Origin of the sequence: Halomonas sp. THAF5a (assembly GCF_009363755.1) — a bacterium.
Classification (GTDB): Bacteria; Pseudomonadota; Gammaproteobacteria; order Pseudomonadales; family Halomonadaceae; genus Halomonas.
Map to the genome: position 1 here is coordinate 622974 of NZ_CP045417.1, position 16695 is coordinate 639668.

A 16695-nucleotide genomic window follows, 5' to 3' on the forward strand; every position below is an offset into this window, starting at 1 on the left:
TTGTTATGAAAAATAATAAGAATAACTTATGAAAAGCTTTCGCCATCGGCTGCCGCCGCTGCACTCCCTGATGGTCTTCGAGGCGGCGGCCAGGGAGCAGAATTTCTCTCGAGCCGCGCGTGAACTGCATGTGTCCCAGGCGGCGGTCAGCCAGCAGGTACACGCCTTGGAGGACTACCTCGGGACGGCGCTGTTTCGGCGCGCGGGGCGTGGCGTCGAGTTGACGCGTCAGGGAGCGGCACTTCAGCAGCGGGTCGGTGCGGCATTAAGTTATCTCGTCGACGCCGTTCAGTCGGCGTCCTCCATGACCGGGCAGGTGGGGCTCAGCATCTCAGCCAACACCGCCATGTCACACCTGTGGCTAAGTCCGGCCATCAATGCCTTCCGTCGGCACTATCATGACGAGGCGTTCCACCTCCGCATGGTGACCAGTGACCACAGCCAGGATCTGCTGGTGGATAACATTGACATTGCCGTGCTTTATGACAGTCCACCCCAGCCGGGGTGGCACCTCCAGCCGCTGTTCGAGGAGTGCCTGTTTCCTGTCGCATCGCCGAGCTACCTGGATCGTCATGGCCGTACCCTGGAAACACCGGAGGCCCTGCTGGGGCATACGCTGCTCGATTTCGAGCGTATCGAACCCAACTGGGTGAACTGGCGGCAATGGTTCGAACACCTGGGGCTCTCGACAGACGCGTTGATGCCCGAGGGTGTCTTCAACAGCTACTCGCTGTTGATTGACGCCGCCGAGCGGGGGTATGGGATTGCGCTGGGCACGGCGCATCAGATCGACGAGAAACTGGCTGCCGGCTCCTTGGAGCGGGTCGGTCAAGATAGCGTGATGACGGGACGGCACTATTGGTTGGCGTTACGGCAGGCAAGCGATGCAAACGTCGAGGCCATGCAGCTTGCCGAATGGTTGCTGAGTCGAGTCGATGGCCGTGCACGCTTGAGATCACTCCGCTAACGCCATGGCGGTGCCTCCCGCTCCAGGCTGCGGCCGCCCGCCGGGCGGCAGGCCCCCGACTCTCCGTCTCCAGGCGTTGCCCCCAGCGCCTTGGGGAGGCGATCAGCGCAATGAGCCGTGGCGAAACCGCTCCCGGGCAGGCCGGTCGAGGACGTCCAGGGCGACGTCGGTATCCGGGTGAGTGACCTGGCAGGGCATGTCAGATGCGTCGGATTTATCGTCGTTCTCATATCCCGGCCTTGGCCGCCGCCGCTCTTGCCTGTTTCACGCATGCTCGAGAAGCAGCGGCAGATTCGCCTCCTTGGCCAGCCGCAGGGGCGGTTCCGATGGGGCCGAGGTCACGCGGCTACCGGAACGTCTCCAGCGTCTCCCGATAGTCGAGGAAGGCCTCCCGGCGCTGCGTGATGGCGCTGGTCGCGGCGGGATCGCCCTGGCGTTCGGCGACCTCTTTGGCGACCTCGAGCTGGCGAATGGCGCGATCGATATGGCCGGTGAGCTGCAGTTGCTCGGCGCGGGCCAGGTGGCCCCAGGCCTCCCGATCGCTGCGGCCGGCCGCCTCGGCGAGCAGGGTGAACACCTGCGGGTCCTCGGGGCGGCGCTCGGCCAGCTCGCGCAGTATCCGGTAGGCCGCGTCGGGGTCCCGCTGCAGCAGCGCCTCGCCGAGCAGCCGGCGGGTCGGTACGTAGTCCGGCATCAGCCGCAGCTGGGCCCGGCTACGCGCGATGGCGTCGTCGGTGCGCCCGGCCGCGAAGGCCACCTGGGCCGCGGTGGCGGGCAGCATCGCCAGGTCCGGGTGGGCCCGGGTCAGGGCGTCGAGGGCGTTCAGCGCCCGGTCGGTGCGTCCCGCCCGGGCGTCGAGCAGCGCCCCCAGGTAGCGCCGGGCCCCCGCGGGGGCCTGATCCTGGGCCAGCCGGGTGGCGGCCTGTTCAGGGTCGCGATCATGGATCGCCAGCAGGGCGCGGGCCCGGACCAGGGCGTACTCGAGGGCCTCGCCCCGCGGCGACGCTACGGGCGTCTGGCGGGCGCGGGCCTCGGTATCGCTGATGCGCGACTCGGTCATCGGGTGAGTGAGCAGGAACTCCGGCGGGTTGCCGCCCTGCAGGCTGACCATGCGCTGCATGGCGCGAAACATCGCCACCATGGCCTCCGGGTCGTAGCCGGCGCCGGCCATCGCCTGCAGGCCGACGCGGTCGGCCTCCTGCTCGAAGCGCCGCGAGTAGGCGAGCTGGTCCTGGATGAAGGCGGCCTGGGTGCCCATGGCGGCGGCGATGCCGGCATCGCCGCCACCCCCCGCGGCGATCAGCATGCCGGCCAGCATGGCGGCCATGGTCGGGATCTGGACCTGCTCGGCGCGCTCCCGGCCGCGGGCATAGTGGCGCTGGGCGAGGTGGCCGAGCTCATGGGCGACCACCGAGGCGAGCTCGGCCTCCCGTTCGGCGAAGGCGAACAGCCCGGCGTTGACGCCGACCACCCCGCCGGGTACCGCGAAGGCGTTGAGCAGGCGGCTCTCCACCAGGGTGACGACGGTATCCGCCCGGGCCAGCCCGCTGTGGGGCAGCAGGCGAGCGACCAGCGACTCCACGTAGTCCTGGGCGATGGCGTCCTGCCACTGGGGCGCTCGGGCGCGGAACTGGCGCAGCCAGGCGCGTCCCAGGCGCCGCTCCTCGCCGCTGATCGCCTGGCTGCCGCCGTGGGTCAGGCTCGGCAGGCCGTAGTCGCCGCTGGCGGCCGGCGCACCGCCGCGGTCGGTCAGGCCGGGCGCCTCGAAGCGATCCGCGGCCTGGGTCGGCAGGGCGAGCGCTAGGCAGAGGGCGCTGGCGATGAAGCAGGATCCGGGTCGACGCAGCATGGCATCCTCGTCTCGGGGCGAAAGCAGGGGGTGGGCGTTGGGCTTCGACATTGATTCGGTCCGCAAAGTGCCTTTAAATCGCAGGAACTTGCGTGTGGGCCGCCGGCCTGCATGACTCACTGCATTCTCTCGGGAGACAACATGGCGCTGCAACCCGACGATCTGCTCGATGCCCGCGGTCTTCCCTGTCCGCTGCCGCTGCTCAAGGCCAAGCAGGCCCTGTCGCGTCTCGCCCCCGGCCAGCTGCTCGAGGTGCAGGCCACGGACGCGGGCTCCTGGCGCGACTTCGAGACCTTCATCGCCCAGAGCGGCCACGAGATGCCGGCCAGGGAGGAGCGGGGCGAGGTGTACCACTACTGGATCCGCAAGGGGGGGGAGGCGTCCCCATGACCCTGAGGTCGGTATTGCGCAGCTGGATCGACCATTACCTCTCCGACGAGGAGGCGGTGATCCTGCTGATCGTGCTGGTGATCGGCTTCGCCGTGGTGATCTGGCTGGGCAAGATGCTGGCGCCCTTTCTCACCGCGCTGGTGATTGCCTTCCTGCTGCAGGGGGCGGTGAACGGCCTGACCCGGCGTCGCGTGCCGCACTTCCTGGCAGTGATGCTGGTCTTCCTGGGCTTCATCGGCGTGCTGCTGGCGATGGCGCTGATCCTCATGCCGCTGATCTGGAACCAGCTGATCAACCTGGTTCAGGAGACGCCGCGCATGTTCGCCAGCGTCCAGCAGCTGCTCGACGACCTCCATGTGCGCTACCCGCAGCTGGCGACCCCGGACCAGATCCAGGCCTGGATCGGCATGGCCGGTCGCGAGGTGACCCAGCTCGGCCAGCGCGCCCTGACCCTGTCGCTGGCCTCGCTGGGCAACCTGGTGGGGCTGATCGTCTACCTGGTGCTGGTGCCGATCCTGGTCTTCTTCATGCTCAAGGATCGCGACCGGCTGGTGGGCTTCGTCGTGTCGCTGCTGCCGAAAAATCGGGGACTGATGACGCGGGTCTGGCAGGAGATGGACGACCAGATCGCCAACTACGTGCGCGGCAAGTTCACCGAGATCATCATCGTCGGCAGCGTGGCCTTCTTCACCTTCGCCTTCTTCGGGCTGCCCTATTCCGCCCTGCTGGCGGTCATGGTGGGCCTCTCGGTGCTGGTGCCCTTCATCGGCGCCGCCGTGGCGACCCTGCCGGTGGCCGCGGTGGCCGGCTTCCACTTTGGCTTGGGCGACCAGTTTCTCTACGTGATCATCGCCTACGGCGTGATCCAGGCGCTGGACGGCAACGTGCTGGTGCCGGTGCTGTTCTCCGAGGCGGTCAACCTGCACCCGGTGTCGATCATCCTGGCGGTGCTCTTCTTCGGCGGCATCTGGGGCTTCTGGGGGATCTTCTTCGCCATCCCCCTGGCGACCCTGCTCAAGGCGCTGGTCTACGCCTGGCCCAGAGGCCTCAAGCAGCGCCGCCAGGAGGTCTCCCAGGAAGAGCAGGCCGCCGGATCCTGAGCGCCTCGGCCAGGCGGCCGAGGCGCGTCCCTCACTGCCCGGCGTGAACCGCCTGGGCCGCCTCGAGGACCTCCTCGACGTGGCCCTTGACCTTGACGCCGCGCCACTCGCGGGCGAGCCGGCCCTCGGCATCGATCAGGAAGGTGCTGCGCTCTATCCCTAAGTGCTCCTTACCGTAGAGCTTCTTGAGCTTGATGACGTCGAACAGCCGGCAGACGGCCTCGTCCTTGTCGGAGATCAGCGCGAAGTTGAACCCCTGCTTGGCCTTGAAGTTCTCCTGGGCGCGGATGCCGTCCCGGGAGACGCCGAGGATGACGGTGTTGGCGGCGTCGAAGGCCTCCTTGCGATCGCGGAAGTCGCCGCCCTCGGTGGTGCAGCCCGGCGTGCTGGCCTTGGGGTAGAAGTAGATCACCACCTGCCGGCCGCGCAGCTCGGAGAGGGTGGCGGAGGTGTCGCCGGTGGCGGTGGCGGTGAAGTCGGGGACGGGGTCGCCGAGATTGACGCTCATGGAACGGCTCCTTGTCGGGGGAGTGGGCGATGGAGGAACGGCCGGTCGTCGCTGGGCGCGGCCGGACCGGCACGAGCCGATTACACGCAAGGCGCGTCGAACTGTAAAGTCGCGGCTGTACAGGCTCTCGAGGCCTGAGTACCATTTGGCCCCTGGCCCCGGGGCAGGTCCCGGCGCTTCCCGGGGGCCGGCAGGCCGTGAATGCAGGTGAACCGAGAGGAATCGAGAGGATGATCACTGGAAGTATCGTCGCGCTGGCGACGCCGATGAAGGTCAACGGCGATATCGACTGGGAGGCCCTGCGTCGCCTGGTGCACTTTCATCTCGACAACGGCACCGATGCGATCGTGGCGGCCGGCACCACCGGCGAGCCGACGACCATGTCCTTCGCCGAGCACTTCGACGTCATCCGCACCGTGGTGGAAGAGGTCGATGGCCGCATTCCGGTGATCGCCGGCACCGGCTCGAACAACACCACCGAGGCGGTGGAGCTGACCCGCTACGCCAAGGAGGTCGGCGCCGACTACTGCCTGACGGTGGCGCCCTACTACAACAAGCCGACCCAGGAAGGCCTGTTCCAGCACTTCAAGGCGATCGCCGAGGCCAGCGACCTGCCGGTGATCCTCTACAACGTGCCGGGCCGCACCTGCTCCGACATCTACAACGAGACCGTGATGCGTCTCGCCGAGGTCGACGGCATCGTCGGCCTCAAGGATGCCACCGGCAACCTGGAGCGCGCCGAGGACCTGATCGCGCGCCTCAAGGGCAGCGACTTCATGCTCTACTCCGGCGACGATGCCACCGCCTGCGACTTCATGCTGATGGGCGGCCACGGTGACATCTCGGTGACCGCCAACGTCGCCCCGCGGGCGATGCATGAGCTGTGTGCCGCCGCCGTGGCCGGCGACGCCGACAAGGCCCACCAGATCAACACCCGGCTGCTGCCGCTGCACACCAACCTGGGCGTCGAGTCCAACCCGATTCCGGTCAAGTGGGCGCTGCATCGCATGGGCTACATGGAGCCGGGCATCCGCCTGCCGCTGACCTGGCTCTCCGAGAAGTACCACTCCACCGTCAGCGAGGCCCTGCAGCTGGCGGGGATGATCGACGACTGAGCGGTGCCCGGCATCGTACTCCGCACAACACGAGGCAAGGTGGACGCATGAACTCTGCGCTGAAAGGGATGCTGGTGGCGACGGTCGCGCTGGCCACGGTCGGTTGCGCCCGTGATGGCTTCTATCACGATCGCAACCTCGACTACGCCGAGGCCGAGGAGACGGCCCCCCTGGTGCTGCCGGAGGCCCGCAACCCGGCGCGCTACCGGGACGCCATGCCGGTGCCCGAGGTGAGCGGCGCGCGTCCCGCCGCGGACGGCGTGGTCGACGCACCGTTGCCCCAGGCCCTGTCGCCGGGCCGCGCCCGGGAGCGCGGCTACGTCGAGCGCCGCGAGATCGGCGCCGACGCCTGGCTGGTGGTGGGCGCCGAGCCGGCCTCGGTGTGGCCTGAGCTCGAGCGCTTCGTGCAGGGCCGCGGGCTGGACGTCGTCGCCCGCGACCCGAGCCGCGGGGTGCTGGAAACCGCGCAGGCGCGGTTGAGCGTCCGCCAGGGGCTGCGCCGTGGCGACAGCGAGCTGCACTGCGAGCGCGGTGGCGTGGCCGACGCGGGTTGCCTGCGGGCCCTGGAGCGCCACTTCCAGTCGCTCAGCGCCTCGGCCAGCGCGGCGTCGCTGACCGCCCAGCGTCCCGAGGTGCAGGACCGTGCGCGGTTCGAGCGGCGCGGTGGCGACTGGCAGGTGATCCTGCCCTACGACGTCGACCGCCTGTGGGCGGAGCTCAGCTACCAGCTGGAGGCCGATTTCGCCGTCGAGGGCCGCCGCGAGCTGCGCGAGCGCGACCCCGGCACCCACAGCTTCCTGGTCGGCTACCTGACCCGCGAGGCGCGCGAGCAGGGCCTGCTGGGCTCGCTGGCCTCGCTGGAGTTCGGCGCCGAGCCCGAACCGGTGAGGCTGACCCTCGAGGCGCGCGGCCCCGAGGAGACGGTGCTGCGCGTGGAGGGCGTCGGCGAGGCCGGTGCGCTGCCCGAGGAAGACCAGCGCGCGCTGCTCGAGCGGGTGGCGGGCCTGCTGCGCTGATGAGCGGCGCGGCGTCGGGCGGCCTCACCTTCGCCTCCCTGGGCAGCGGCAGCAAGGGCAACGCCACCCTGGTCAGTGACGGCGAGACCCACCTGCTGGTCGACTGCGGCTTCGGCCTCAAGGAGACCGAGCGCCGCCTGGCCCGCCTGGGGCTGCACCCCCGCCAGCTCGACGCCGTGCTGGTGACCCACGAGCACGGCGATCACATCCGCGGCGTCGGGCCCCTGGCGCGCCGCCACAAGGTGCCGGTATACCTGACGCCGGGCACCTGGCTCTCGGGGCGGCTCGGCGAGCTGCCGCAACGTCACTGGATCACCCCTCAGGCGCGGTTCGCGGTCAAGGGGCTTGCCATCGACCCGATCACCGTGCCCCACGACGCCCGCGAGCCGGTGCAGTTCGCGATCAGCGGCGCCGGCCACCGGCTCGGCCTGCTCACCGACCTGGGGCATCCCAGTGCCCACGTGGTCGAGGCCTTCGCCGGCTGCGACGGCCTGGTGCTGGAGTGCAACCACGATCGCCGGATGCTCGCCGAGGGGCCCTATCCCGCGAGCCTCAAGCGGCGAGTGGGCGGCGACTGGGGCCACCTGGCCAACGTGCAGGCGGCCTGGCTGCTGCAGCGCCTGGGGCTCGATCGCCTGCAGCGCATCGTCTGCTCGCACCTCTCCGAACACAACAACCGCCCCGAGCTGGCCCTGGAGGCCCTGGTGCCCCTGCTCGACGGCGACGACTCCCGGCTGAGGATCGCCGCCCAGGACGATGGCCTGGCGTGGCAGACCCTCGGCTGACCGACCATCCTTACCCGTATCCTCGCCTCTGGAGGCTCCCATGGAAAAGCGTCAAGAACTCTTCGTCGGCAAGGCCAAGTCGGTCTATGCCACCGACGACCCGGACCGTTTGATCCTGCACTTCCGCAACGACACCAGCGCCTTCGACGGCCGTCGCGTCGAGGCGCTCGAGCGCAAGGGCCAGGTCAACAACCGCTTCAACGCCTTCATCATGGGCAAGCTGCAGGAAGCGGGCATCCCCACCCACTTCGAGAGCGAGCTCTCCGCCGATGAGTGCGTGGTCAAGAACCTCGAGATGATTCCGGTGGAGTGCGTGGTGCGCAACATCGCCGCCGGCAGCCTGGTCAGGACCCTCGGCGTCGAGGAGGGGCAGGCCCTCAACCCGCCGACCTTCCAGCTGTTCCTGAAGAACGACGAGCTCCACGATCCGATGATCAACGAGTCGCTGGCCGAGACCTTCGGCTGGGCGACGCCTGAGCAGCTGGCCGAGATGAAGGCGCTGACCTTCCGCGTCAACGAGGTGCTCAAGGCCCTGTTTGAAGACGGCGGCATGCTGCTGGTCGACTACAAGCTCGAGTTCGGGCTCTTCCACGGACAGATCGTGCTGGGCGACGAGTTCTCCCCGGACGGCTGCCGCCTGTGGGACGCGAATACCCGCGAGAAGCTCGACAAGGATCGCTTCCGCCAGGGGCTCGGCAACGTGATCGAGTCCTACGAGGAGGTGGGCCGGCGGATCGGCATCGACTTCGGCTGAGGCCGACCGTTACGCCGACGAGCATCATGACGAAGGGCCCCGCGGGGCCCTTCGTCGTTCCGGGCCCTCAGGCCTCCACGATCTCGACGACCTCCAGGCGCGTCTCGCCCGCGGCGTCGCTGCGGGCCTGGAAGCGCACGTCGACGTCGCGCAGGCGCACGCCGTAGAGTCGTTCCTCGGCGCCGCGACGATAGGCCGGGCGGGGGTCCTGGGCGAGCACCTGGCGGATCAGCTCACGCAGCGAGTCACCGTCGGGGCGCCGGGCCAGCACGGCCTCTGCCTCGGGCGCGAGGCTGACCGCCAGGGTCGGCGGCGCCTCGGGGGCGAAACCGGCGCGCGCCTCGGGACGCGCCTCGGCCCAGGGCAGGTAGGGCTTGAGGTCGAGCACCGGGGTGCCGCTGACCAGGTCGGCGCCGCGCAGGGTCAGGCGCACGCCCCGGGCGGTATCGATGTCGAGGAGCTCCACCAGCGAGAGTCCCAGGCGGTTGGGGCGGTGGGTGCTGCGGCTGGCGAAGACCCCCACCCGGGCATTGCCGCCCAGGCGCGGTGGGCGCACCAGCGGCGTCCAGCGCTCGGGGCCGGCTTGTTCGGGACTGAGGTGGAAGACGAAGGTCAGCCAGAGGTGGCTGAAGGCCTCGAGGCCCCGTACCGCCAGCGGATCATCGAAGGGCGGGGTCAGCACCAGGCTCGCCCGGGCCGCGTCGGCGAGCCCCGGCTGGCGGGGAATGCCGAACTTGTCCGGGAAGTCGCTCTCGATGACCCCGATGGGCGTCATGGCGAAGGCCTCGGGTGAGGCGGGCTGGTCGGTCATGGCGGATCCTTGCGCTTTTTCTCCGCGGGGATTGGCCCCGCGGCGGGGCTTGGGTAGTCTGCTGGCCTGATCATCATCGCAGGAAGCTCACGCATGCGTCATGACGCCTCCCACACCGTTGCCGACGCGGTGCCCTCCGAGACGCGCCGCGGCCCGCGCATCGTCTATCGGACCGCACGGGTCCGCGATGCCGCCGACCAGGCCGAGGTCTTTCACCACGCCGTGATGCAGGGCGCCGCGGGTCACTACACCCTGGCCGAGCGAGAGGCCTGGGCGATGGTCCTGCCCCGCGACGCCAGCGCCTGGTCGGCGCGCCAGGCGCTGTTCACCACCCTGGTGGCCGACTGCGAGGGGCGCTGCGTGGGCTTCCTCGAGCTGGATGCGACCGCGGGACGGATCGAGACCCTCTATGTCTGGCCGTCGCTGGGCCGGCGCGGCATCGGCGCGACCCTGCTGATGCACGCCGAGCGGATGCTGCTGGAGCAGGGGGTGGGCCTGGCCCGGGTCGAGGCCAGCGCCGTGCTGGCGCCCGGCCTGCAGCGTCGGGGATGGACCCGGCTCGGCGACGACTGGGTCGAGCGCGGCGGCGAGCGGCTGTTTCGCCAGCGCCTGGAGAAGCGCCTGGTCGCCGTGGAGACCTGAGGCCGCCGCGCGGCCGGGTCAGCCCGGCTGGTCGATGAAGCGCATCGACAGGTCGATGGCCTTCAGGTCCTTGGTCAGGGCGCCGCTGGAGATGCAGTCGACGCCGGTCTCGGCGATGGCGCGCAGGGTGGTCTCATCGACGTTGCCCGAGGCCTCGAGGGTGGCGCGCCCCGCGGTGCGGGCGACCGCCTCGCGCATGTCGTCGAGGCTGAAGTTGTCGAGCATGATCACGTCGGCGCCGGCGGCCAGCGCCAGGTCGAGCTCCTCGAAGGTCTCCACCTCGACCTCCACCGGCAGGTCCCGGGCGATGTCCCGGGCCTCCTTCACCGCCGCCTCGATCCCCCCGCAGGCGGCGATGTGGTTCTCCTTGATCAGGAAGGCGTCATGGAGGCCGATGCGGTGGTTGTGGCCGCCGCCACAGGTCACCGCGTACTTCTGCGCCAGGCGCAGGCCGGGCAGGGTCTTGCGGGTATCGAGCAGGCGCACCCCGGTGCCCGCGAGCAGGTCCACGTAGTGGCGGGTGCGGGTCGCCGTGGCCGAGAGGGTCTGCAGCAGGTTGAGCGCGGCGCGCTCGCCGGTGAGCAGGCTGCGCGCCGGGCCCTCCAGCTCGAGGAAGGCCTGGCCGGGGTCGAGACGGTCGCCGTCGGCGGCCCGCCAGTGCAGGCGGACCCGCGGGTCGAGCCGACGGAAGAGCTCGTCGACCCAGGCCACGCCGCAGAGGATGGTGGCCTCGCGAGTGATCACCCGCGCGTGGGCCGTCTGCTTCTCGGGGATCAGCTGGGCGGTGATGTCGCCGGGGCCGACGTCCTCGGCCAGCAGCCGGGCGGCACTGTCACGGATCTCTTCGGCAAGGGCGTCCTGGTAATGCATGGCGGGTCCATCTCTGTGCGGGGAAGCTTGAGCGGGCCATTATAGGGGAAACCCATGCATCCACGTCAGGGAAAAACCATGCGCATCGACGACGGCTGGCTGGCCCAGGCCCGACGACTTCCCTCGCCCAACCAGGACGATCGCCCGCAAGGGGAGGTCTCGCTGCTGGTGCTGCACTCGATCAGCCTGCCGCCGGGGGAGTTCGGCGGCGAGCACATCGAGCGGCTCTTCACCAACCGGCTCGATCCCGACGCCCACCCCTTCTTCGCTGCGATCGCCGACCTGCGCGTCTCGGCCCACCTGCTGATCCGCCGCGACGGGGAGTGCGTGCAGTTCGTGCCCTTCGAGGCCCGCGCCTGGCACGCCGGCCGCTCCCGCTGGCGCGATGGGCCCATCGCGCGCCGGGCGCTGAACGACTTCGCCGTGGGGATCGAGCTGGAGGGCGACGAGGTGTCGCCCTATACCGGCGCCCAGTACCGGGCCCTGGCGCGCGCCACGGCGGCGCTGCTGTCGCGCTACCCGGCGCTTACGCCTGAACGCATCACCAGCCATGCCCGGGTGGCTCCGCTGCGCAAGAGCGACCCCGGTCCCGCCTTCGACTGGGCCTACTTCCGCCAGGCGCTCGGTCGGGAGCTCGGTCATGAACGTGGTCAGGAGCTTGGAAAAATACGTACTTAGGCACCCAGTCGGTCGCCTTGGGCCCTCGGCGACGGTGCCGGGGGGGCTGTCGGGGGTAGTCCTCCTACAACGCCGCGCCACCGGCGGGAGAGGAGGAGCCCAAGGGGCGAAAAACTCCCTAAGGGCCTACGCTGCGGTGCAATATATGTTTATGAAAAATATTTCCACTCTATCTTGAATTGGCAGGGACCAGCGTTTACGGTATCTTCGCGCCATCAACAAGGCACCCTGTACATTGTCTTGTAAAACAACTACAGGCCTGACGCGATGGGGCGCCAACCCCGATCATGAGTGTCATTCTGCCCCTCTCGGGGCTGTAGTTCCCCACCGTCATTCGGAGAGACGTCTATGAGTCTGGAAACAAGAGAAGATCTCGATCCGGTCGAAACCACGGAATGGTTGGATTCCCTGGAGTCGGTCCTGGATCGCGAGGGCGAGGATCGTGCCCGATACCTGATGACTCGCCTGGCCGATCGGGTGCGGCGTGACGGCATGCAGGTGCCCTTCTCGGTGACGACCCCGCATCGCAACACCATTCCGGTGCACCGCGAGGCGCCGATGCCGGGCGACCTTTTCATGGAACGTCGCATCCGCTCACTGATTCGCTACAACGCCATCGCCCAGGTGATCCGCAACAACCGCGCCAACCCGGGCCTGGGCGGGCACATCGCCAGCTTCATGTCGGCGGCGACCCTGTATGACGTGGGCTTCAACCACTTCTTCCGCGCCCCGAACGGCGACTTCGAGGGCGACCTGGTCTACATCCAGGGTCACGTGGCGCCGGGCGTCTACGCCCGCGCCTACCTGGAGGGCCGCCTCACCGAAGACCAGATGGACAAGTACCGCCAGGAGGTGGACGGCGACGGCCTCTCGTCCTACCCGCACCCCTGGCTGATGCCGGACTTCTGGCAGTTCCCCACGGTATCCATGGGCCTCGGCCCCATCCAGGCCATCTACCAGGCCCACGTGATGAAGTACCTGGATTCCCGTGAGCTCAAGAACATGCACGATCGCAAGATCTGGTGCTTCATGGGCGACGGCGAGTGCGACGAGCCGGAGTCCCTCGGCGCGATCCACTTGGCCAGCCGTGAGAAGCTCGACAACCTGATCTTCGTCATCAACTGCAACCTGCAGCGCCTCGACGGCCCGGTCCGCGGCAACTCGCGGATCATGGACGAGCTCGAGGGCGTCTTCCGCGGCGCCGGCTGGAACGTGCAGAAGGTGGTCTGGGGCCGCCTGTGGGATCCGCTCTTCGAGAAGGACACCAAGGGCATCCTGCAGAAGCGCATGGACGAGGCGGTCGACGGCGACTACCAGAACTACAAGGCCAACGGCGGCGCCTACACCCGGGAGCACTTCTTCGGGAAGTACCCGGAGACCGCCGAGATGGTCAAGGACATGTCCGACGAGGACATCTGGAAGCTCAACCGTGGCGGCCACGACCCGTTCAAGGTCTACGCGGCGTACCACGAGGCGACCCAGAACGCCAACGGCCGTCCCACCGTGATCCTGGCGCACACCGTCAAGGGCTACGGCATGGGCGGCGGCGACGGCGAGGCCGCCAACGAGGCGCACCAGGTCAAGACCATGGAGTACGAGGCGCTCAAGCGCTTCCGCGACCGCTTCGGCATCCCGCTCACCGACGAGCAGCTCAAGGAGGTGCCGTACTACAAGCCCGAGGACGACTCCCCGGAGCTCAAGTACATGCACCTGCAGCGCGAGCGCCTTGGCGGCTACCTGCCGAGCCGGCGCAACGACTTCGAGTCGCTGCCGATCCCGGCCCTGGAGGACAAGACCTTCGCCTCCCAGATGGGCGGCTCCAAGGGGCGCGAGGTCTCCACCACCATGGCCTTCGTGCGCGTCCTGAACGGCCTGGTCAAGGACAAGCAGATCGGCAAGCGGGTGGTACCGATCATCCCCGACGAGGCGCGCACCTTCGGCATGGAGGGCATGTTCCGCCAGCTCGGCATCTACACCTCGGAAGGGCAGAAGTACGAGCCGGTCGACAAGGGCCAGATCATGTTCTATCGCGAGGATCAGAAGGGCCAGATCCTCGAGGAGGGCATCACCGAGGCCGGCGCCATGTCGGCGTGGATCGCCGCCGCCACCTCCTACTCGAACAACGCCACGACCCTGCTGCCGTTCTACGTCTACTACTCGATGTTCGGCTTCCAGCGCATCGGCGACCTGGCCTGGGCCGCCGGCGACATGCAGGCCCGCGGCTTCCTGGTCGGCGGCACCGCCGGTCGCACCACCCTGAACGGCGAGGGGCTGCAGCACCAGGACGGCCACAGCCACCTGCAGGCGTCGATGATCCCGAACTGCCGCAGCTACGACCCGACCTACGCCCATGAGGTCGCGGTGATCGTCCAGGACGGCCTGAAGCGTATGTTCACCGACAAGGAGAACTGCTTCTACTACCTGACGGTGATGAACGAGAACTACGAGCAGCCGGCGCTCGAGGAAGTGCCCGCCGAGGACATCATCAAGGGCATGTACCTGCTGCGCGAGACCCAGGGCAAGAAGGGCCGCGTGCAGCTGATGGGCTGCGGCACCATCCTGCGCGAGGTCGAGGCCGCCGCCGAGATGCTCGCCGAGGAGTGGGGCGTGGGCGCCGATATCTGGAGCGTCACCAGCTTCAACGAGCTGCGTCGCGAGGCCCTGGAGATCGACCGCCAGGCCTTCATCAACCCCGAGGCCGAGGTGGGCAAGCCCCACGTCACCGCCTGCCTGGAGGGTCGCGAGGGTCCGGCCATCGTCTCCACCGACTACATGAAGCTGTTCGCCGACCAGGTCCGCGCCTGGGTGCCGACCGACTACCATGTACTGGGCACCGACGGTTACGGCCGCTCCGACACCCGCGAGAAGCTCCGTCACTTCTTCGAGGTCGACCGTCGCTTCGTCACCGTGGCCGCGCTCAAGGCGCTGGCCGACCGCGGCGAGCTGGATCGCAAGGTCGTCGGCGAGGCGCTCAAGAAGTACGGCATCGATCCGGCCAAGCCCAACCCGCTTGCGGTGTGAGGCGTCGCCCGAGCGATTCGGTGACATGGCGGGCCCGCGGGCCCGCCCCCGTCAAGAGTTTGAAGGAGCGCGACCTTGAGTAGCGAAATCATCAAAGTTCCGGACATCGGTGGTGATACCGATGTCGAGATCATCGAGATCGCGGTGGCCGAGGGCGACGTCATCGCCCCCGAGGACACCCTGATCACGCTGGAGTCCGACAAGGCCAGCATGGACGTGCCGGCGCCCAAGGGTGGCAAGGTGCTGAAGGTCCTCGTCAAGGAGGGCGATACCGTCTCCGAGGGCGACGACATCGTCGAGATCGAGGCCGAGGGCGGCGGCGACGCCGATGCCGGTGGCCAGGAAGAGGCCGAGCCGGCTTCCGAGCCCGAGCAGGCCGCCGAGCCGGCGCCCGCGCCGGAGAAGCCCGCGGCCAAGAGCGGCGGCGGCACGCAGACCGTGGAGATCAAGGTGCCCGACCTCGGCGGCTCCGCCGACGTCGAGATCATCGAGGTGGCGGTGGCCGAGGGCGACCGGGTCGATGTCGAAGACACCCTGATCACCCTGGAGTCCGACAAGGCCTCCATGGACGTGCCGAGCCCCCAGGGCGGCAAGATCGTCAGCCTGACCGTCAAGGAGGGCGATACCGTCTCCGAGGGCGACGTCATCGGCACCATGGAGGTGGAAGGCGAAGGCGGCGGTGAGGCCGCGCCCGCCGAGTCGGCGCCTGCGCCGGCCCAGAGCGCCCCCGAGGCCCCGGCCGAGGAAGAGCCGGTCAGCACCGGCGGCGCACCGGAGCGCAAGGAGGTCCGCGTGCCGGACCTCTCCGGTTCCGCCGACGTGCCGATCATCGAGATCGCCGCCAGCGCCGGCGACGAGGTCGACGAGGAGGATCCGCTGATCACCCTGGAGTCCGACAAGGCCTCCATGGACGTGCCCAGCCCCTACAAGGGCAAGCTGCTCGAGCTGACCGTCAAGGAGGGCGATACCGTCTCCGAGGGCGACCTGATCGGCTATATCGAGGTGGCCGGCACTCCGGTGGCCGGCACTCCGGTGGCCGGCACTCCGGTGGCCGGCAGCAAGCCCGTGGCCCAGCCGGCGGCGACGGCGCCCGAGCAGAAGGCGGAGCAGCCGTCTCAGAAGGCTGAGGCTCCGGCCGCCAAGGCCTCCGGCACCCCCGCCGGCTCGCCGAGCCCCGAGGCGCAGATGGCCGCCCACAAGCCGCGCGACGGCAAGCTGGTGCACGCCGGTCCGGCGGTGCGCATGCTGGCCCGCGAGCTGGGCGTCGACCTGGGGCTGGTCACGCCCAGCGGCCCCAAGGAGCGCGTGCTCAAGGAGGACGTCCACGCCTACGTCAAGCAGGTCATGGAACGCCAGGCCCAGGCGCCCGCCGCGGCGGCCCCGGCCGCCGCCGGCGGCGGCATCCCGCCGATCCCGGACCAGGACTTCAGCCAGTTCGGCGAGGTGGAAGAGAAGCCCATGGGCCGCCTGATGAAGATGGGCGCCACCAACCTGCACCGCAGCTGGGTCAACCTGCCCCACGTCACCCAGTTCGACGAGGCGGACATCAGCGAGCTGGAGGCCTTCCGCAAGTCGATGAAGGCCGAGGCCGAGGCCCAGGGCGCCAAGCTCACGCCGCTGCCCTTCCTGATCAAGGCCTGCGCCTTCGCGCTGCGCAAGTACCCGCAGTTCAACGTCAGCCTGAAGAGCGACGGCGAGACGGTGGTGCACAAGAAGTACGTGCACATCGGCATCGCCGTGGACACCCCGGACGGCCTGATGGTGCCGGTGATCCGCAACGCCGACCGGAAGTCGCTGATCGAGCTGGCCAAGGAGTCGGTGGAGCTGGCCGGCAAGGCGCAGTCGAAGAAGCTCAAGCGCGACGAGATGACCGGCGGCTGCTTCACCATCTCGAGCCTGGGCTCCATCGGCGGCACCGCCTTCACACCGATCGTCAACGCCCCGGAGGTCGCCATCCTCGGCATCTCCAAGGCGCAGATGAAGCCGGTATGGGACGGCGCGGCCTTCCAGCCGCGGCTGATGATGCCGCTGAGCCTCTCCTACGACCACCGGGCGGTCAACGGCGCGGATGCCGCGCGCTTCACCGCCTTCCTGGGACAGGTGCTCACGGATATCCGTCGCCTGCTGCTGTAAGACGCACCGCGTCCGCCCTGCGCGAGCCGGGCGGATGCGATGCGCATTCGCCCCAC

Annotated in this window: 15 protein-coding genes; 11 read left to right on the forward strand and 4 right to left on the reverse strand. The window is 69.0% G+C overall.

Annotated features, from left to right (window positions below; translation table 11 throughout):
- Positions 1–28: 28 nt before the first annotated feature.
- Positions 29–967 (forward strand): LysR substrate-binding domain-containing protein, encoded by a 939-nt coding sequence (locus FIU83_RS02810; RefSeq protein ID WP_152482665.1) that lies wholly within the window; start codon positions 29–31, stop codon positions 965–967.
- 346 nt (positions 968–1313) lie between these two features.
- On the opposite strand, the gene FIU83_RS02815 is transcribed toward FIU83_RS02810, so the two are convergent.
- Positions 1314–2816, reverse strand: a complete 1503-nt coding sequence (locus FIU83_RS02815) for a M48 family metalloprotease (RefSeq protein ID WP_152482666.1) — start codon at positions 2814–2816, stop codon at positions 1314–1316.
- Positions 2817–2957: 141 nt separating this feature from the next.
- Here FIU83_RS02815 and FIU83_RS02820 point away from each other — a divergent pair, with 141 nt between their 5' ends.
- Both FIU83_RS02820 and FIU83_RS02825 read left to right on the forward strand, forming a co-directional pair.
- Positions 2958–3206, forward strand: coding sequence for a sulfurtransferase TusA family protein (locus FIU83_RS02820; protein WP_152482667.1), 249 nt, complete (start codon positions 2958–2960; stop codon positions 3204–3206).
- Positions 3203–4306 carry an AI-2E family transporter gene (locus FIU83_RS02825; protein WP_152482668.1) on the forward strand — a complete coding sequence of 368 codons (1104 nt, stop codon included), beginning with the start codon at positions 3203–3205 and terminating at the stop codon, positions 4304–4306. Before FIU83_RS02820 ends, FIU83_RS02825 begins: the two co-directional genes overlap by 4 nt.
- Positions 4307–4337: 31 nt before the next feature.
- Here the strand turns inward: FIU83_RS02825 and FIU83_RS02830 are convergent, their stop codons facing one another.
- The gene (locus FIU83_RS02830; protein WP_152482669.1) at positions 4338–4814 is read right to left on the reverse strand and encodes a peroxiredoxin; all 477 of its coding nucleotides are present in this window, start codon (positions 4812–4814) and stop codon (positions 4338–4340) included.
- Positions 4815–5044: 230 nt separating this feature from the next.
- Here FIU83_RS02830 and dapA point away from each other — a divergent pair, with 230 nt between their 5' ends.
- From dapA to purC, 4 genes are read left to right on the forward strand one after another with little or no spacing between them, the layout of a single operon-like run.
- Positions 5045–5929 carry a 4-hydroxy-tetrahydrodipicolinate synthase gene (dapA, locus tag FIU83_RS02835; protein WP_152482670.1) on the forward strand — a complete coding sequence of 295 codons (885 nt, stop codon included), beginning with the start codon at positions 5045–5047 and terminating at the stop codon, positions 5927–5929.
- Positions 5930–5976: 47 nt separating this feature from the next.
- Positions 5977–6945 carry a lipoprotein, NlpB gene (locus tag FIU83_RS02840; RefSeq protein ID WP_152482671.1) on the forward strand — a complete coding sequence of 323 codons (969 nt, stop codon included), beginning with the start codon at positions 5977–5979 and terminating at the stop codon, positions 6943–6945.
- Positions 6945–7730 carry an MBL fold metallo-hydrolase gene (locus tag FIU83_RS02845; RefSeq protein ID WP_152482672.1) on the forward strand — a complete coding sequence of 262 codons (786 nt, stop codon included), beginning with the start codon at positions 6945–6947 and terminating at the stop codon, positions 7728–7730. The genes FIU83_RS02840 and FIU83_RS02845 overlap by 1 nt, the downstream gene beginning before the upstream one ends.
- Positions 7731–7770: 40 nt before the next feature.
- The gene (purC, locus tag FIU83_RS02850) at positions 7771–8484 is read left to right on the forward strand and encodes a phosphoribosylaminoimidazolesuccinocarboxamide synthase (RefSeq protein WP_152482673.1); all 714 of its coding nucleotides are present in this window, start codon (positions 7771–7773) and stop codon (positions 8482–8484) included.
- 67 nt (positions 8485–8551) lie between these two features.
- On the opposite strand, the gene tsaA is transcribed toward purC, so the two are convergent.
- Positions 8552–9295, reverse strand: coding sequence for a tRNA (N6-threonylcarbamoyladenosine(37)-N6)-methyltransferase TrmO (tsaA, locus tag FIU83_RS02855; protein ID WP_152482674.1), 744 nt, complete (start codon positions 9293–9295; stop codon positions 8552–8554).
- Between the two features lie 93 nt (positions 9296–9388).
- Between tsaA and FIU83_RS02860 the strand changes: the two genes are divergently transcribed.
- The gene (locus FIU83_RS02860) at positions 9389–9937 is read left to right on the forward strand and encodes a GNAT family N-acetyltransferase (RefSeq protein ID WP_152482675.1); all 549 of its coding nucleotides are present in this window, start codon (positions 9389–9391) and stop codon (positions 9935–9937) included.
- A gap of 18 nt (positions 9938–9955) precedes the next feature.
- Here FIU83_RS02860 and nadC read toward each other — a convergent pair whose 3' ends face one another.
- Positions 9956–10807 carry a carboxylating nicotinate-nucleotide diphosphorylase gene (nadC, locus tag FIU83_RS02865; protein ID WP_152482676.1) on the reverse strand — a complete coding sequence of 284 codons (852 nt, stop codon included), beginning with the start codon at positions 10805–10807 and terminating at the stop codon, positions 9956–9958.
- Positions 10808–10885: 78 nt separating this feature from the next.
- On the opposite strand from nadC, the gene ampD reads away from it, so the two are divergent.
- The 3 genes from ampD to aceF all read left to right on the forward strand — a co-directional run bounded on the left by ampD (position 10886) and on the right by aceF (position 16639).
- Positions 10886–11485 (forward strand): 1,6-anhydro-N-acetylmuramyl-L-alanine amidase AmpD, encoded by a 600-nt coding sequence (gene ampD / locus FIU83_RS02870; protein WP_152482677.1) that lies wholly within the window; start codon positions 10886–10888, stop codon positions 11483–11485.
- A 348-nt stretch (positions 11486–11833) separates the two neighbouring features.
- Positions 11834–14506 (forward strand): pyruvate dehydrogenase (acetyl-transferring), homodimeric type, encoded by a 2673-nt coding sequence (gene aceE / locus FIU83_RS02875; RefSeq protein ID WP_152482678.1) that lies wholly within the window; start codon positions 11834–11836, stop codon positions 14504–14506.
- A gap of 75 nt (positions 14507–14581) precedes the next feature.
- Positions 14582–16639 carry a pyruvate dehydrogenase complex dihydrolipoyllysine-residue acetyltransferase gene (gene aceF, locus FIU83_RS02880; protein WP_152482679.1) on the forward strand — a complete coding sequence of 686 codons (2058 nt, stop codon included), beginning with the start codon at positions 14582–14584 and terminating at the stop codon, positions 16637–16639.
- The last annotated feature ends 56 nt before the right edge of the window (positions 16640–16695 follow it).

Excerpts from the sequence above, each read along its gene's own strand:
- tsaA (WP_152482674.1), bottom strand. The coding sequence starts at position 9,295 with ATGACCGACCAGCCCGCCTCACCCGAGGCCTTCGCCATGACGCCCATC.
- FIU83_RS02810 (WP_152482665.1), top strand. The coding sequence starts at position 29 with ATGAAAAGCTTTCGCCATCGGCTGCCGCCGCTGCACTCCCTGATGGTC.
- FIU83_RS02840 (WP_152482671.1), top strand. The coding sequence starts at position 5,977 with ATGAACTCTGCGCTGAAAGGGATGCTGGTGGCGACGGTCGCGCTGGCC.
- FIU83_RS02820 (WP_152482667.1), top strand. The coding sequence starts at position 2,958 with ATGGCGCTGCAACCCGACGATCTGCTCGATGCCCGCGGTCTTCCCTGT.
- ampD (WP_152482677.1), top strand. The coding sequence starts at position 10,886 with ATGCGCATCGACGACGGCTGGCTGGCCCAGGCCCGACGACTTCCCTCG.
- FIU83_RS02845 (WP_152482672.1), top strand. The coding sequence starts at position 6,945 with ATGAGCGGCGCGGCGTCGGGCGGCCTCACCTTCGCCTCCCTGGGCAGC.
- FIU83_RS02825 (WP_152482668.1), top strand. The coding sequence starts at position 3,203 with ATGACCCTGAGGTCGGTATTGCGCAGCTGGATCGACCATTACCTCTCC.
- FIU83_RS02830 (WP_152482669.1), bottom strand. The coding sequence starts at position 4,814 with ATGAGCGTCAATCTCGGCGACCCCGTCCCCGACTTCACCGCCACCGCC.
- aceE (WP_152482678.1), top strand. The coding sequence starts at position 11,834 with ATGAGTCTGGAAACAAGAGAAGATCTCGATCCGGTCGAAACCACGGAA.
- nadC (WP_152482676.1), bottom strand. The coding sequence starts at position 10,807 with ATGCATTACCAGGACGCCCTTGCCGAAGAGATCCGTGACAGTGCCGCC.
- purC (WP_152482673.1), top strand. The coding sequence starts at position 7,771 with ATGGAAAAGCGTCAAGAACTCTTCGTCGGCAAGGCCAAGTCGGTCTAT.
- FIU83_RS02860 (WP_152482675.1), top strand. The coding sequence starts at position 9,389 with ATGCGTCATGACGCCTCCCACACCGTTGCCGACGCGGTGCCCTCCGAG.
- dapA (WP_152482670.1), top strand. The coding sequence starts at position 5,045 with ATGATCACTGGAAGTATCGTCGCGCTGGCGACGCCGATGAAGGTCAAC.
- FIU83_RS02815 (WP_152482666.1), bottom strand. The coding sequence starts at position 2,816 with ATGCTGCGTCGACCCGGATCCTGCTTCATCGCCAGCGCCCTCTGCCTA.